Source organism: Spiroplasma endosymbiont of Polydrusus formosus, assembly GCF_964263245.1.
Classification (GTDB): Bacteria; Bacillota_I; Bacilli_A; order Mycoplasmatales; family Mycoplasmataceae; genus Spiroplasma.
Genome location: NZ_OZ181656.1, coordinates 868,302 through 884,169, shown reverse-complemented (window position 1 = coordinate 884,169; position 15,868 = coordinate 868,302). Strand labels below are relative to the sequence as shown.

Here is a 15,868-nt window from a genome sequence, read left to right as displayed (position 1 = left end):
CTCATATTTCTCATTAAAAAGACAAAGAAAATAAGATGACACTTATTTTCTAGGGACAAATTTCTCTGCTTTTGGGCGTTCTTCAACCTGACGATGGCCAACTTTACGTATTTTTCTTTCTTTTTCATGCTTTTTAAGCATTTCAGTGCGGTGTTTTTCATATTTTTTTTTTGCGGCAATTTTTGCTGCTTTTTTTTCTTCTTTTGTTAACTTAACTTTTTTATCACTAATTTCAATTTTGTGTTTTGTTTCTTCTAAATTAATTTCTTTATTAACAATTCAAGTTGTTTCATATTGTTTCTTACTAATTTTCTTTGAAATTCCTTCAATTTCAAAAGCTTTCTGTTCTAAAAAAGAATTAGTCTTCGCTTCATAAATATCAACAATAACATCAAAAATATCCCGATATTTAAATTCTTTTCCTTTACGGGCAATAACTTTATCATATTCTAGTCTTAAATTTTTACGATTATCAGTATCTTTAATATATTGTTTAATTTTATCTTTAACTTGTTTTTTTCTTTTTTCACGCTCAATTCGTTGGGCTTTTCGCCCCACAATAGAAGAAACAACAGCAAAAATAATAACTGCAAATACAATTACTACTAAAATAACATTCGTTGTAATACTACCACCCCAAAAAAATGACATTATTATTATCTGAGCTCCTTTTTTATCTTACTATTATCATGCACTATTAAAGCACTTTTTTCAATTATTTCTTGTTTTACAAGGTATTTTATCTTTTTTATCAGCAATTTAAGCAAGAGCGATATTGTGATAAACATCTTGAATATCGTCAATTTCATCTAACATATTTAGCATTTTTTTAAATTGTTCAATGTCATTTCCTTGCAAAATAATCCGTTCATGCGGCATGGCAGAATTATGATTTCGACCATTTGAAAAGTTATAAATTACCCGCCTCTCGTATAAATAAAAGTGTTTTAACACAAGTAAAAGCTGTGGCAGGGGAAGTTTATAAGGCAACGATTTGACCATCATCCGCAACGAAATATCATTAATATCACAATCAGCTAGCAATAATAAATCCAACATTTCTTCAATTGTTTTCCCATCAAAGGTAAAAACTGCTAAGTTATCAAATAAATGCGATATGCAACAACCCCAGTAACATCTAATTTTCCACATGTCTTGCTTGGTAAAACAATTGTTAACTTCAGAAACGGCACGATTAACATTATTAGTTAATATATCTCAATAATAGTTGTACCACCCCTTTGGACCATAACGTTCATAACGAATTGATTGATATTTCTCATTATCGTTCCCACCCGCTTTTTTAATTGCTCGCTAAATACATATCCCGCGGAACTTGTTTCGTTTTCGCTTTATCAATTGCATCTCGTAATGCTAAATTTGCATTAGGTTCAGAACCCCTTCCTATTATGCTAAATAAATTTCGATAGCAACACGATATATAATTATTGCTTTTTTCTCCGCGGTTGCTGCCATTGATTGCTTTCGAACTTCAAATGATCTTCCTATAATCTTTTTTACTCCTTTATAACCTAATTTTTTCTTTATACATTATACATTAAAATAATATACTTTAAAATAAAATAAAGTTATTTATGATATCGCATTAAATACCCTTTTTCATCACCACAATATCGAGGGATTGTCCGTATAATTTGAAAACTTTGTTTTAAAATATAATTGTTGCGCCGCAAGATTATGTTCATTTACCTCTAAAAAGATTTCTTGATAAGAAAAATGCGTTAAAATATATTGCAACATTTGAATACCAAACCCTTAGTGATGATACTGTTGTTTAATTGTTAACCTAATTAATTATAAATTTTTCCAACTTTTGAATTAAAATAAAATAACAATAAAGATTATTTTTCACAATTAATTTATAAACAAGATAATTTGGTTTATTAAACCTATCAATTAAATTAAGGTATTTGTAATAATACTGTTGATAGTTTTCTTATTTTAATAAAAATAATATTAACCCATCACTATTATTTACTGGTTTAAAAGTAACCATTTAACTTCAGTCCTTTTTCAAGTATTGTGGTTCTAATGTTGTCATATCGTCAACTAAACGAAAATGTTTTTTTAGAGCGAGATAATTTTGCCCTAAATCCACAATTTGTAAATCACAACGAAATTCATAACCTGGAAATTGTTTGATAATGTCAAGACATGTTTCATAATCTAGCAATTGACTTGGAATTACTTCTGTTCCATTACTAACTACCGCAAAATAATATTTTTCACCCCGCGCATCAAGCGTTGAAATAACATTATCTAACCCCGCTTGGTAAATTAAAGTATTAATAGTATATACTTTAACCACTGAATTAATTACTTTAATAGTTTTAACAATTGTCATTGGAATTCGTACACCAGTATAACTACCTGGCCCAGAAGTTAAATAAAAATTATTAATATCTTGCAATTTTAATTTATGTTCACTTAATAACTTCATAATGGTTGATAAAGTTGTTTCGGTATGACGACGAGCGTTGTTATGGTGAACTTGGCCAATAATTTTCTCGTTTTGTTCTAAAATTAAAATTAAGAAATCAGTACTAGTATCAATAAATATATTTAACATCTTATTCCTCTTTTCCTAATGTTGCTGATAAATTTGGGTTATTGGTTTTAATGGTAAAAAGGCGTTTTTGGTCGTTTCCTATCTTAATGATAATTTTAATTATCTCATACTTTGAACTTATTTGGTTACTAATTAATGCTGGTCATTCAATAATATTAATCCGATCGAGAAAATAGTCAAAATAAATTTTCCATTCTTCTTGCTGTTCTAACCCTGATAAGCGATAACAATCCATATGATTAACACCAACGTCGTCCTTTGTTGTATATTGCTGCATAATCAAAAAGGTTGGTGAAGTAACTGGTTCAATTACTCCTAAAAATTGTAATAAATATTTAGCAAAAGTCGTCTTTCCAGCAGCTAACGGGCCTTCTAACAATAAACATAAATTAGGATGTAAAAATGGTGCAATTTTTTCAGCTAAAAGTTTTGTTGCCATCTCATCTTCGACAATTATTTTCATTAACAACACACTCTCTTTTATTATTATATCTAATAATTAATTATTGTGCTATACTTTTAAAAAATATGTAATAAATAATTAAAGTGCAGAAAAAATTAGAAAGGTTGTTATAAAAAAAATGAAAGATATTTTAATTATTAGAGCTGGCCCGTTGGTTTGTGTGCGTGAAGTTGTGTTAGGATGTTGGGATTAAGAGGTTATGTCATTGAAGAAAATGACACCATTGGTGGTCAACCTTTATAATTGTATCCTGAAAAAAAAAAAAAAAAACCATTATACGATATACCTGGTTTTGAATAAATTAAAACAAAAACTTTTATTGAAAACTTAATACAACAAGTCGAAAAAACGCCAGACAAATAACATACGTTGGCAAAAAACTAATTTACAAATTGTTATGGAAACAAAAGATGGGTTTACCATTACCCTAACAACAAAACAAATCATCACTGTTAAAACAATTTTAATTACAAGTGGTAATGACGTGTTAACCCCTCAATTCGCTTAAGGCATATTGATCTTGTCTAAACATATGATAATTTATCATACGCTGTTAAAAATCCAACTGTGTTGACAAACAAAAAGATTTGTTATTATAAGAGATGGTGATAGCTATGTGGACTGGGCAAATCATCTTGTTTAAGATAATATTAGTAATGATGTAACAATTGTTCATCGTCGCGAACTATACCGCGCAAAAGAAAGCATTATTTAAAAGTTACAAAAAATAAAGCGAAGAAATTAAACACTATCGTGTCGAAACAGTTGATACAAATAATAATAAAATTACTACTTTAAGAATTGCAAACGAAACAACCAAGGAAACATTAACAATTAATGCTGGACATTTTATTGTTCAATATTGGGTAAAAGTTATACTAACAATGTTACAATAATTTATATTAGCAACAACCCTAATGCAAAAAAATCATTATTCAACCAAATAGTCAAATTAGTCACCCCCACACATTTTCTGTTGGTAATAAGTACTTATTGCGAGGGAAGTATTATTATATAAATATGGTAACTGGTTTTGATGAAGCTGTTAATGCACCATATAATATTAATAAAATCATTCATGAGCAAAAATATCACCCTGGATATTTAAGTAATATTAAAAATAAAGTATAATATAATTTATTTTTTTAACCCGTTAATTTATAAATTTCTTTACTTGGTTCGTGATCATCAATTTTTTTCATATTATTGTGTAGAGTTTCTTCTCGTTCCCACATTTTTTGATACGGTGTTTTTGAATTGGTTAAAGTAATAAAATCATCTTCATATTTTTTACGGATAATTTTTCACATTTTATTTTGTTGTTTTGTTCAAATTTTATAAACAATAGGTAAGCGTAAGAAGATACCGCGCACGGAACCAAGGGATCAAAAGATTAAATTAGCAAAAATAACAAATAAAGAAGTAAAGATTAATCCAAAGAAGAAATTCAATAATTTTTGTCATCCTCAAACCGGTTGTAAATCAATATTATAAATTTCATTTGGATTATATGCTTTTGTTAAAAATAAATAATTTACTAAAATTGCAATAATAATTGGCACTAATAAAATCATTCAATTTCGAAATATTCCTTTAAAGTTACTATTATAAGTTAAAAAAATTCAATTATAAAATCATAAGTATAAGAACCGCAGGAAACTAACAAAACAAGTAATGATTAAAATACTATATAATGCTGCGGATAAATCATTTAACCCAAAACGTCAAATTAAAGCACCGAAAAAACAAATAACAATATTGATGCAACCAATAATAAAAATTGGAATCGCTGTTTGTTTATAATTCGCTTTAGCATACACCATTACATTTGATGGCTCCGCTAAAATAATGAAAACAGAACTTAAGGACACTAATAAAGAGAAAATTGGTTTGTAAAAAATACTTTTAAAAATTTCAATTTCTTGTGTTGTTCATGGGTTTAATGTTGAATTACTATTTCTAATTTGTTCAATAATTTGGGGCGCATATAGTGTTGTGACAAAATATGGCGATAAAATAAACTGGTTAATAAATAAGAAGACACCAACCATAAATGCATATGTTTCAAATTTCATATAATTTTTTCAATCAACTCGCCCGTTTTTTACTGTTCAAGTGGCAAAGAATTCACGAAAGGAATTAATTAAAATCATCATAATGCTTCGTACCCCGATCGTAATCGTCATATATAACGATAGGATTGAAGATACACGCAACCCCAATAATAAGGCTGTAATAATAACATCGCCATTAATTAGTAATGTTTCACCAATGTTTTTAAACACAACAATGTTGCTTGCTTTAACTAATTGCACATTATCGCGTTGACGAACAAGGCGTACCCACGGATAATGTAACTTAATAAATAAATAAATTAAGCTTCCTTTCATCACCGAATAAACTAAAAAGATTAGGAAGGCAAAAACCGGATCAACCGCAATTGAAATTAAGTAGAAAACAACTGAATAGGTTATTAAATCACAAATCATTAAAATTAACCGACGTAAATGATTGTTTTGGTCAGCTTGCATTAAGTTTTCATAAGTCGCTGTTCAAAATAAGACAATTAAGTTTTTTAAGCCAATAATTAAAACAATTAAAATCATTTTTCATAATGGATAACTAATTGCTTCATCCTTTCATAAAATATTGAAATTATTTTCAAATAAATAAATATAAGCACTATATCCAATCGCAATTGCAATTAATAAAATAATTCCGACATAACCTGATACTTTATACTGATGCTTCGCGGTGTTAACCATTTCATTCGCTTTAATTCAATCTTTTTGCAACAATGGCTTTACTAAAAAAATAACAGTAATGGCCCCTAAACCACCCTCTACTGTTCCTAAAAAAGAGACAATCGCTACGCTATTCTTTACAAACCCGTTTAATTGTGATCCATAATTACGAATTAATAAATACATTAATGTAAATTGAAAACATGTTCCAATTAACGAAGTAAAAGCCCCGATTAAAATACTAAAAATTCCTTTTCTTGTTGACAATCACTTCACCTCGTTTCTAATATTTTTATTTTATAATATTTTCTGATATTTTAATAACCTTTTCATTTAAATACGATAAATGATCTGGTAATTTATGAAAACTTAATGTTGTTGCATATAAGGCAATCATATAAGCTTTTGTTATTTGTTGCGCCCCATATTTAACATCATTGACAACCGGATGATGGAAATAACCTAACGATGCTCGAATCTGATGTTTACGACCAGTTATTAATGTTCCTTCTAATCAAGTCACATTTGCTAATCGCTCTTGAACGATAAAGTGCGTGCTAACCGCCCTTGCTATTGGTTGGGCAGTTTTAGTAAAAACCATTTTTTTATTATGATCATCTTTATACAAATAGCCTGTTAAAATAAAGTCATCTTCGGAAATAATACTCTCACATTTTGCTAAATACTTTTTCTCAATATATTCTTTTTGATTAATTTTTGTTAATAATAAATCTAAAATAATTTTATTTTTAGCATACATAACTAAGCCACGCGTTAATTTATCTAAGCGATGGACATGTGAAATAACAAAAGATTGTTCATCCTGAGGATTATATTCTTTTTTTTGTATTAAATAATTACGAACCATTGAATCTAATGAAACATGGAAATTAGAATGCATTTCAACACCATGAGGTTTATCAACCACTAAAATGTTTTTATCTTCATAAACAACTTGTAATGGTAATAATTTTGCATCAAGAATAGTTGTTTGTTTCTGGCGCTCTGTGAAAACTAAATTTTTATCAAAAATAATAATTTGATCCCCCAACCGCAATTTATATTTTCTCTCTTTTACTACTTTGTTATTTACCTTAATTTTTTTATTGCGGAATAACTTGTAAACAACTGATAAGGGGGTTGTTTGAAACATTTTTTTAATGAAATTAAAAATCGTTTGATTAATATCATTTGCTTTCGCTGTTAACGTAATAACTGTTTTTTGTTCCATACTTACCTTATTTTTCATAGTTAAATTATATAATTAAAATTAGAATTTTTTATAAGAAAAAAAACGTTATAAATTATTATTTTAGAATGTTTATCACCTTTTGTTGCTTTTTTTGCTTAAACTTTTAAAATATTTTCCTTGATTTTAAGTAATTTTTGTTTCATCAGTAATTTCATTAAATAAATGATATAATTTATAATTTTTTCTTTTTCTTTAATAAAATGTTTGTCAAATAAATTAACTGTTTCATCAATTGTAGTTACTAATTTAAAAACTTAATAAAGATTAATACTATTTGTTGTTGATAATGGTTTTTTAACTAAATTAGTAATCGGGTTACAAAAGTATTATCCTCCAAGGCTTTTATTTTTTCATCATTATAATAGAAAATACGAAAAACACTCATCTTATCGTTAATTTTTTTAATCGCATTACGAACACCAATCACTTTTGTTGCAAACAAAACTTTAATTAAAGTATAACAATTTTGAATTAGTAATACTGTTACAAAGAAACTAAAATTAATTATTTTTCATCATTTATGTGGAACTAAAATATCAGTTTTACAATTTACATCTTGTAATTGAATAAAAGGCTTCTTGCACTAGTTATACTATTTTATTTGTCTCGACACTATAGCCAATTATTTCACGATTAAACAAGTCAATCAACAAACAAAGGATAATGTCAAATGTCATTTAACACCACCTTGAACATATGTTCAATCACTAACAACAACTTCATTGGGTTGTGTTTTATTATTAATTATTAAATTCACAGTTTAAAACGTTGCTAATTTCGTCGTTATTAACCACCAACTTATGATTACAATTGTTTTAATTTGGTGCATTTAGATACTAACTGATTTTTAATCATAATTTGGTTAATTTTTTCACGACAAGATAATATCTTTTTTAATTTAAAAAGCTTTAATTTTACAAGATCCATAAATTTTTCGATTATCATTGGATGCACTGATGACTTTTTGTTCATAATTATTAACATCAACAATAGCCACATTTATTAATTTGATAGTAATATGTTGATTTTGCTATCTTTAATTTTGATCCTATTTGACCAATTTTTCGCACAGAATATTTTTCTTTATTATTGTTAATAATTTCTATTTTTTATCAACCATTAGCACCGCTTGCTTTAAAAGGTTGTTTTTCCATTCGTAATTAGATTAATTCTTTCCGCAAGGCAATCAGTTAATTTTTTTCAACAGTGCGATTATTTTTCGCTTTAAAAAATCCAGAATTATGAATTTTTTCAATTAACTGATATATAGTTGATTTTGACACCTTATATTATTTAAAAATTTCAAGAATGTTTTGCTATTTTGATAAAGTAAAACAATTTGTTTTTTAAATTCATCGGTATATGAATTTCTTCCTATTTTTATATTCCTACTTTCTTCATAATTATATTTTATTTGAAAGTCCACATAAATATGGTCCAACTTATTGTAACCTATCTAAAATACGATTAAATAAAAGAGTAAATAAAAACCATAAAAATGTAACAAAAGAACCAAGTTTGTTCTTTTTATTATCTATATTTTACATCAAAAAAAGTAAACTTAATTGCTTTATTTTTTTGGCGTAAGCATCTTTAAGAGACATAATTTACTTACTGCTTACTCTTTGAGTCTATACTTATAAAAATATTTGTCAATAATTTTTAAATTTAATTTTATAAATATTTTTAATAATTATGGATGATAAGAAACATACAAAAATATACACATGTAAAATATGATGAACAAAATTTATTTAAAGATTTATTATTATTTGATACTTGTAAAAAGAAAAATGGTACGGTTAATTTGTCTGAAATAGCAAGACAAATGGGGATCGTGGTATTAATTTTATTAAAAGAGAAATCAATCGATTTAAAAAGGTAGAAGATTATACTCCAGTTGAAGCACAAAAAATTATAAACAAAAACAAAAAAGTGTATTAAAAATATCTAACAATATTTACAGAATAATAACAATTATTTTTAAATTTATGATTTAATATTTTCGATGATTATCCATCGGAAATTATTCATCGATATTTTATAAAATTTGGTGTCAAATTTTCTGCATGTCTTAAAACATTTTATAGATGAATTTATTTGGGTCTTTTTGGTTTGTTAAAGTAAAGTTTAATGAATAGCGGAAGAAGAAATAGAACAAAGAAAGACCTAATAATCGTAGGAAATTAGATGAAATATTTAGATCAATATAATATATTGAAAATAAAGATAGTGATGTTGGATTTTTTGAAATGAATACGGTTGTTGGAAAAACCATAAATCTAGTTGTTTAGTTTTAGTAAATAAATCAAGTAAAAAATACTTTGCTATGAAATTGGAAGAACATACTAATAATTAAGTTTTAAAAAAACTTGAATAATTTAGTTATAATCAATGAGTTATTTGGAAAAATTAAAGGAGCAATAACAGATAGAGGAAAATAATTTAGCAAGTGAAAATAAATAAAAAAAATTGCCTATAATAATATTTATTTTCGTGATGTTGGAACACCTATTCAAAAAAAAAAAAAAAAACCGTTAGTTGAAATAAATAATAGAGATATTATACATTGATTTTCTAAAGGAACAGATTTTAATAATATTACGCATTTACGCATCAAGAAATAGATTGAGTAGTTAATGTTATGAATAAAAAATTAATACCTTGTTTGAATTGAAGAACATCTAAAGAAGTATTTTTAGATAATTTTAGATAAATTTTAACTAATAAATTTATTTAATATTTTCTTGAATTGTAAATATATTTGGGACACTTTATTAAATATTTTGTATTAAATTCAATTAATTTTTATAATTCAGGAAAATAGGAAGGAGTAAATCCATTCGCTTTTACACTTTCTTTAAAGCTTCATATCATAGATGAATTATTTATAAACTTTAAACATCAAAATATTAAGTTTTGATATTTGCATTATTTATCGTATAATACCTTTATTTGAAAGGATTTATAAAAATATTTTTTATTTTGTGTATAAAAACATAGTTTAATCTGTTTTTATGATAAAAGTTATAAATTTAAAAATACTATTCAATAAATAATGCAAATAAATTTATGTGATTTAAGAAAAAATAAAAAACAATTTTACAATAATTGTTTTTTGCCTGTGCATAGTACAGGACGTCAAAAAAGTCGAGAGATATTATGAAAAAGTATAATGATTGTTATTAACAATAACAATATTGACAATAACAATTAACGTTTTTATGATGAGTATCATAATCCAACTCCTGATGTTTGATTCAAACAATATAAGGACAAGGTGGCTGTGCAACCTTGTCAAAAAGTGCTATTCCTAAAATAGGAACAATTTTACATAATAAATTTATAAAACCAGCACCAATTACTTGTAGATATTATTATCATGGAAAATTTGCAAAATCTGTCCCAGCTTAATATAAAAATTATGGTCCGGGGAAATTTGAAAAACTAGCGCCAATGGCACATAGGTATTGTTATCATAAACATCATGGAACTTTTGATAAGATGTTGATAATTACAAACAAATCATATTTAAAAATATAAAATAAAAAGTTAAAAAATCAACTTAGAAAAAGTTGATTTTTTAATATTTAATATATATTTTTTTTCCAAAAATAAATTAATAATTTTATTGACTAAATTTTAAAAAAATCATATAATTAATTTTGGAAAATGTTAAAAAATTTTTAAAGTAGTTAATGCTCACCTATGCCCTTAAGTGTGGTTATTAGGTATACAAGATAAAATTAAAATTTTTAAATGATTAAATTAATCATTTAAAAAAATAACTATTGTTAATTAAAGCGCTACTTTTGAGCGTTTTTTAATTAATTAAAATGGAGGTATTGGATGAATCAACCCGCTAAAAACAATAAGAATATCGAGCAAGTAAATTATGATATTAGAGCGCGTGAAGTTTTAATTATTTTAGATGATGGTAGCAAAATTGGTCCTTTAGGGCGAAATGAAGCAATTAGGATTGCAAAAGAAAAAGGTTTAGATTTATTGTTAGTATCAGCGACTTCAAATCCACCGATAGCAAAATTGGTTGATTATGGAAAATATAAATACGAACAAAAGAAAAAAAATAAAGAAAACAAGAAAAATCAACATGTAACTGAAAATAAAGAAATGCGTTTGCGAACCGGTATTGGTGATCATGATTTAGAATTTAAAGCAAAAAAAGTACGTGAATTTTTGCTTGATAGGAACCGGGTTAAAATTTCATTAAAGTTTCGAGGGCGAGAAGTTGCTAGACCAGAATACGGAAAAGAAACATTAGATAAGTTTTTTAGTTATATTGATGATTTAGCAAAGATTGAAAAAGAACCACAATTAAACGGCTTGTTTTTAGATATGTATATCGTACCAAAAAAAATTAATTAAATTAACTTTTAATAGGAAAGATAAGGAGGAAAATTTATGTCAAAAATGAAAACAAAAAAATCTTTAGCAAAAAGAGTAAAAATAACCGGGACAGGGAAATGAAAAATTGCGCATGCATATACTTCGCATTTAGCACAAAATAAGTCAACAAAACAAAAACGTCATTTACGAAAAGCTGTTTTAATGGATCACACCGATCAAAGACGATTAAAAAATTTATTGCAGGGATAAGAAAAAGAAAAAAAGGAAGTATTAACAAATGGCAAGAGTAAAAGGCGGACCAACAACAAGAAAACGTCGTAAAAAAATTATTAAAAAAGCAAAAGGATATTTTGGTACAAAATCAACTCACTATAAAAAAGCAAAGGAACAAGTGATGAAATCATGAGTATATGCATTCCGTGATCGTAAAAAACGTAAAAGAGATTTTCGTTCATTATGAATTCAAAGAATTAATGCGGCAGTGCGCAAACATGATATGTCATATTCACAATTTATGAATGGTTTAAATAAAACAAACATCGAAGTAAACCGTAAAATGTTATCAGAATTAGCAATTCATAATCCAAGTGAATTTAAAATGCTAGTGGAAAAATCAAAAAAAGCATTAAAAAATTAAAAAACTATTTTTAAGACTGCACCCTAAAAAGTAAGTAAAATAAAAAAGATTTTGCTAAATTTTTATAAGGGGCATTTTATATGGCAAGAAAAGGACAAAAATATAACAAATATACATCATAATTTATAACAAAAATCATTGAGGAAATTAAACAAAAAAATTGTTGAATAGCAGCAAAACAATATAATCTAAATGCAAATACAGCAAGATCTTGATGAGCAAATCATAAAAAAGGAAAATTTAACAACCCTAAAAAGATATAAAATTTCTTTTGGCAAAAGAGTTTTTTAATTTTATAAAACAGAGTATTAATTATTAAAAAGCTTCATGACTTTTACAATTAAGCAAACTAATAATCGTCTCTTTTATTAAACAAAATTGTTGTGAATATTCAATAAAATTATTACTAGAAATAACAGGGTAAAAACGTAGTTATTGAGATAAATATAAAAATTATGACAGTAGCAAAAAAATAAAAAAAATAAAAAAAATAAAAAAGCAATAAATGATATTGTAAAAGTCTATGAAGAAAATTTAAAACAATTTGGATACCGAAAAATTACTAAATATTTAAATGAAGATTATGATATAAAATATAATTCAAAAAAAATTTTTAAGGATTATGATTAATAATCAAAAATAACCTGAATATGTAAAAAAAATGAGAAGAAAAATGGAATATAAACATAATAAATAAATAAAAAATTTTATTGCAATATCCTGATTTAATTAATTGTAAATTCAATGATATAAAAACAAGGTTTTTAGTACTATATACTGATGTAACATATTTAATTTGAAAAGGAGAAAGATATTATCAATCAATAATTATTGATTGATATACTAAAGAAATAGTTGATGTAAAGTGATCTAAATATAATGACAATAAATTAGTAATGGATAATTTAAATGATGAAATTAAAAAATAAAATTGATAAAAAAGATCTGAATGGAATAATAATTAACCTCAGATCACGGATATCAATATAAATTCGCTATTTATCACGATAAATGTTTATCTAACGTAACGGTATTATAATTTCAATAAGGGAAAATTACCACTATGCAGATAATATTGTTATAAAAAGTTTTCATTCATTACTTAAGAAAGCTACAATAAATAAGAAAATATATAATTCACACGAAGAATATATAAAAGATGTTATAAAATGAAATACATGGTATTCAAACCATAAAGAAAAAGATATACTAAAAAATAGTAAATACTTTTTATTAGTACTTACTAAAATGGGTGTAGTCTTTTTTACAAAGTAGTTTTTTATTACAAAATTAAGGGAACTATTTGCTATAAATTAGGATTAGGATAGGTTGATAATTATGATAATTAAGCATAAAATATTAACAAACATATGGGAAAGAATGAAAAATGATAACAAAATTATCGTTAAAAGAACAAGTTGAAATTTTACCAAACAAACCAGGGTGCTATTTATTTTACAATAGTTATCATCAAGTATTATATGTTGGCAAAGCAAAAAATTTACGAAGTCGGGTTAGTTCTTATTTTAATAAAGTTTATAATTACAAAACAACTCGCTTAATGCAAAAAACTGTGCGCTTAGAGACAATCATTACCAAAACGGAAAAAGAATCGTTAATTTTAGAACACAACTTAATTAAACAATATAAACCAAAATATAATATTTTGTTAAATGATGATAAACATTACCCGTACATTGTTATTACTAAAGAAAAAGATCCCCAATATTTATATGTCCGTAATATTCGTCAAAAGTACAACCATTCTTACGGACCATTTCCAGAAGGCAGTCGCGCCCGAGAAATTATTAAAGTTTTAGAGCGATTATATCCGTTGCGCCGTTGTAAAATGAAAATAGGGAAACCTTGTCTTTATTATCATATTAATCAATGTTCTGGTGCTTGTTTTAAAGTGGTTCCACCGGAATATTACACCAAGATGATAAAAAAAATTCATACTTTTTTTAAGGGTAATTTTACCGAAACAAAAACATTGTTAGAAAAACAAATGTTACAAGCGGCAGATAATTTACAATTTGAAGAAGCACAAAAGTTAAAAGTGTTAATTCGTAATTTAGATTGAACATTATCATCACAAATGGTTGAAATGTTAAATCAAAAGGATGATTTAGATGTGATTAGTTTGTATCAAACGGAAAAACACTTAGTTTTAACAACCTTATTTTATCGAGCGGGTAAATTAAGTTATAAAGATTATGAATATTATCACCTTGATTTTCCCAAAGATTGTCAAAAATTATATAGGTTATATTTACAAAATATTTATCAAAAAAATATTTTGCCAACAAAAATTATTGTTAATAAAAAGATTGCTTTACCAGAGTTAAATTTATTGTTTAATAATCATGTTTATCACCCAAAAACACAAGTTGAAAAAACTATTATGCAATTAGCAACCACCAATAGTTATGAATCTTATTTACAATATCAAACAACGGCGCAACGTGAATTTAATAATGCGGAAGTTTTGAAAGAATTACAAACATTCTTATTATTAAAAGAATTGCCATATTTAATTGAAATGATTGATATTGCAAACATTAATGATGAATTTGTCACAGGGGGTGTAATTGTTTATAAAAATGGTCGCCCATCTCGGAATGATTATCGAAAATATAATTTAAACATCCCTTATCAAGATGATACACATCGTATTGCGGCAGTTGTGGCGCGACGTTATCGAAAAATAATCGAGGAAGAGCAACCCCTGCCTAATTTAATTATTATTGATGGTGGGATTCAACAAGTTAACGCTTGTTTAAAAGAATTAGCAGCGTTAAATTTAACGGTCCCCGTTATTGGTTTAATTAAAAATAATAAGCATAAAACGGATCATTTATTAAATTTAAATAAAGAAAAAGTATCATTAAATAAAAGTAGTCGATTATTTTTGTTTTTAACAAGAATGCAAGATGATGTTCATCATTATGCTATTACTAGTTTTCGCCGCCGCCAAACAAAAGCTTTAACAACAAGCATTTTAGAAACAATTCCGGGGTTAGGTAAGCAGCGGATTACATTATTAAATCGCCACTTTGAAAGTATAAGGGAAATGCAAAAAGTAAATTATGATGAATTGTACAAAATATTACATAATAAAAAACTTGTTGAAAATATCCAAAAATTTTTTGAAGATTTTGGCAAATAATATTTTTGGTTATAATGATGTATTATTCATTATTATTATGTTTTTAATAAATTTAACCCAATTAAAATACAAATTATTTTTCATTTACGATTAAATGATAACAAAATTTATAAAAAATTCAATTTTTTAAAAATATAATTTTTAGTTGAAGAAATAATTTATAAATTTATGAATTTTTACAAACTAAAAAATACTTTTTAAAGTTATTACTGATTTTAAAAGGTTTTTTATTTTTTATAAAACATGAATTGTAAAATTAAATGGAACAGTTAAACAAATAAAAATATTGTGTTAAAATCCAAATTTAAAAAATGTATAAGTTCCGATAAGTTGGACCATATTTATATGGACTTTCAAATAAAATATAATTATGAAGAAAGTAGGAATATAAAAATAGGAAGAAATTCATCGATATATGAATTTAAAAAACAAATTGTTTTACTTTATCAAAATGGCAAAACAATTCTTGAAATTTTTAAATAATATAAGGTGTCAAAATCAACTGTATATCAGTGAATTGAAAAATTTCATAATTCTGGATTTTTTAAAGCAAAAGATAATCGCACTGTTGAAGAAAATTAACTGATTGCCTTGCGAAAATAATTAATATAATTACAAATGAAAAACAACCTTTTAAAGCAAGCG

General features: G+C 25.6%; 16 protein-coding genes. 8 read left to right on the top strand and 8 right to left on the bottom strand.

Annotated elements, in window-relative coordinates; translation table 4 throughout:
* Positions 1–42: 42 nt before the first annotated feature.
* The 5 genes from ACE38S_RS04685 to tsaE form a co-directional block, all read right to left on the bottom strand.
* A complete protein-coding gene (locus ACE38S_RS04685; RefSeq protein WP_374696604.1) occupies positions 43–651 on the bottom strand; it encodes a hypothetical protein in 609 nt (202 codons plus the stop codon).
* A 108-nt stretch (positions 652–759) separates the two neighbouring features.
* Positions 760–1,266 (bottom strand): YebC/PmpR family DNA-binding transcriptional regulator, encoded by a 507-nt coding sequence (locus tag ACE38S_RS04680; RefSeq protein WP_374697141.1) that lies wholly within the window; start codon positions 1,264–1,266, stop codon positions 760–762.
* Between the two features lie 327 nt (positions 1,267–1,593).
* Positions 1,594–1,761, bottom strand: coding sequence for a hypothetical protein (locus tag ACE38S_RS04675; protein ID WP_374696603.1), 168 nt, complete (start codon positions 1,759–1,761; stop codon positions 1,594–1,596).
* Between the two features lie 256 nt (positions 1,762–2,017).
* Positions 2,018–2,590 carry a tRNA (adenosine(37)-N6)-threonylcarbamoyltransferase complex dimerization subunit type 1 TsaB gene (gene tsaB, locus ACE38S_RS04670; RefSeq protein WP_374696602.1) on the bottom strand — a complete coding sequence of 191 codons (573 nt, stop codon included), beginning with the start codon at positions 2,588–2,590 and terminating at the stop codon, positions 2,018–2,020.
* Position 2,591: 1 nt separating this feature from the next.
* Positions 2,592–3,029: a tRNA (adenosine(37)-N6)-threonylcarbamoyltransferase complex ATPase subunit type 1 TsaE gene (gene tsaE / locus ACE38S_RS04665; RefSeq protein WP_374696601.1), complete on the bottom strand. Its 438-nt coding sequence runs from the start codon at positions 3,027–3,029 to the stop codon at positions 2,592–2,594.
* A 1,017-nt stretch (positions 3,030–4,046) separates the two neighbouring features.
* On the opposite strand from tsaE, the gene ACE38S_RS04660 reads away from it, so the two are divergent.
* On the top strand, positions 4,047–4,184 hold the full coding sequence (locus tag ACE38S_RS04660) for a hypothetical protein (protein WP_374696600.1): 138 nt from the start codon (positions 4,047–4,049) through the stop codon (positions 4,182–4,184).
* A gap of 14 nt (positions 4,185–4,198) precedes the next feature.
* Here ACE38S_RS04660 and ACE38S_RS04655 read toward each other — a convergent pair whose 3' ends face one another.
* From ACE38S_RS04655 to ACE38S_RS04645, 3 genes are all read right to left on the bottom strand, one after another.
* Complete coding sequence (locus tag ACE38S_RS04655) at positions 4,199–6,073, bottom strand: transporter (RefSeq protein WP_374696599.1); 1,875 nt, start codon at positions 6,071–6,073, stop codon at positions 4,199–4,201.
* Positions 6,074–6,089: 16 nt separating this feature from the next.
* Positions 6,090–7,046, bottom strand: a complete 957-nt coding sequence (locus tag ACE38S_RS04650) for an RluA family pseudouridine synthase (RefSeq protein ID WP_374696598.1) — start codon at positions 7,044–7,046, stop codon at positions 6,090–6,092.
* A gap of 301 nt (positions 7,047–7,347) precedes the next feature.
* Complete coding sequence (locus tag ACE38S_RS04645; RefSeq protein ID WP_374696597.1) at positions 7,348–7,491, bottom strand: hypothetical protein; 144 nt, start codon at positions 7,489–7,491, stop codon at positions 7,348–7,350.
* 1,257 nt (positions 7,492–8,748) lie between these two features.
* Between ACE38S_RS04645 and ACE38S_RS04640 the strand changes: the two genes are divergently transcribed.
* From ACE38S_RS04640 to uvrC, 7 genes are all read left to right on the top strand, one after another.
* Positions 8,749–8,934 carry a hypothetical protein gene (locus ACE38S_RS04640; protein WP_374696596.1) on the top strand — a complete coding sequence of 62 codons (186 nt, stop codon included), beginning with the start codon at positions 8,749–8,751 and terminating at the stop codon, positions 8,932–8,934.
* A 1,964-nt stretch (positions 8,935–10,898) separates the two neighbouring features.
* Positions 10,899–11,435 carry a translation initiation factor IF-3 gene (gene infC / locus ACE38S_RS04635; protein WP_374696595.1) on the top strand — a complete coding sequence of 179 codons (537 nt, stop codon included), beginning with the start codon at positions 10,899–10,901 and terminating at the stop codon, positions 11,433–11,435.
* A gap of 36 nt (positions 11,436–11,471) precedes the next feature.
* Positions 11,472–11,666, top strand: a complete 195-nt coding sequence (rpmI, locus tag ACE38S_RS04630) for a 50S ribosomal protein L35 (RefSeq protein ID WP_374696594.1) — start codon at positions 11,472–11,474, stop codon at positions 11,664–11,666.
* Positions 11,667–11,694: 28 nt separating this feature from the next.
* On the top strand, positions 11,695–12,054 hold the full coding sequence (gene rplT, locus ACE38S_RS04625; protein WP_374696593.1) for a 50S ribosomal protein L20: 360 nt from the start codon (positions 11,695–11,697) through the stop codon (positions 12,052–12,054).
* A gap of 501 nt (positions 12,055–12,555) precedes the next feature.
* Complete coding sequence (locus ACE38S_RS04620; RefSeq protein WP_374697140.1) at positions 12,556–12,684, top strand: hypothetical protein; 129 nt, start codon at positions 12,556–12,558, stop codon at positions 12,682–12,684.
* 80 nt (positions 12,685–12,764) lie between these two features.
* Positions 12,765–12,983: a hypothetical protein gene (locus ACE38S_RS04615; protein ID WP_374696592.1), complete on the top strand. Its 219-nt coding sequence runs from the start codon at positions 12,765–12,767 to the stop codon at positions 12,981–12,983.
* A gap of 458 nt (positions 12,984–13,441) precedes the next feature.
* Positions 13,442–15,223: an excinuclease ABC subunit UvrC gene (uvrC, locus tag ACE38S_RS04610; RefSeq protein WP_374696591.1), complete on the top strand. Its 1,782-nt coding sequence runs from the start codon at positions 13,442–13,444 to the stop codon at positions 15,221–15,223.
* The last annotated feature ends 645 nt before the right edge of the window (positions 15,224–15,868 follow it).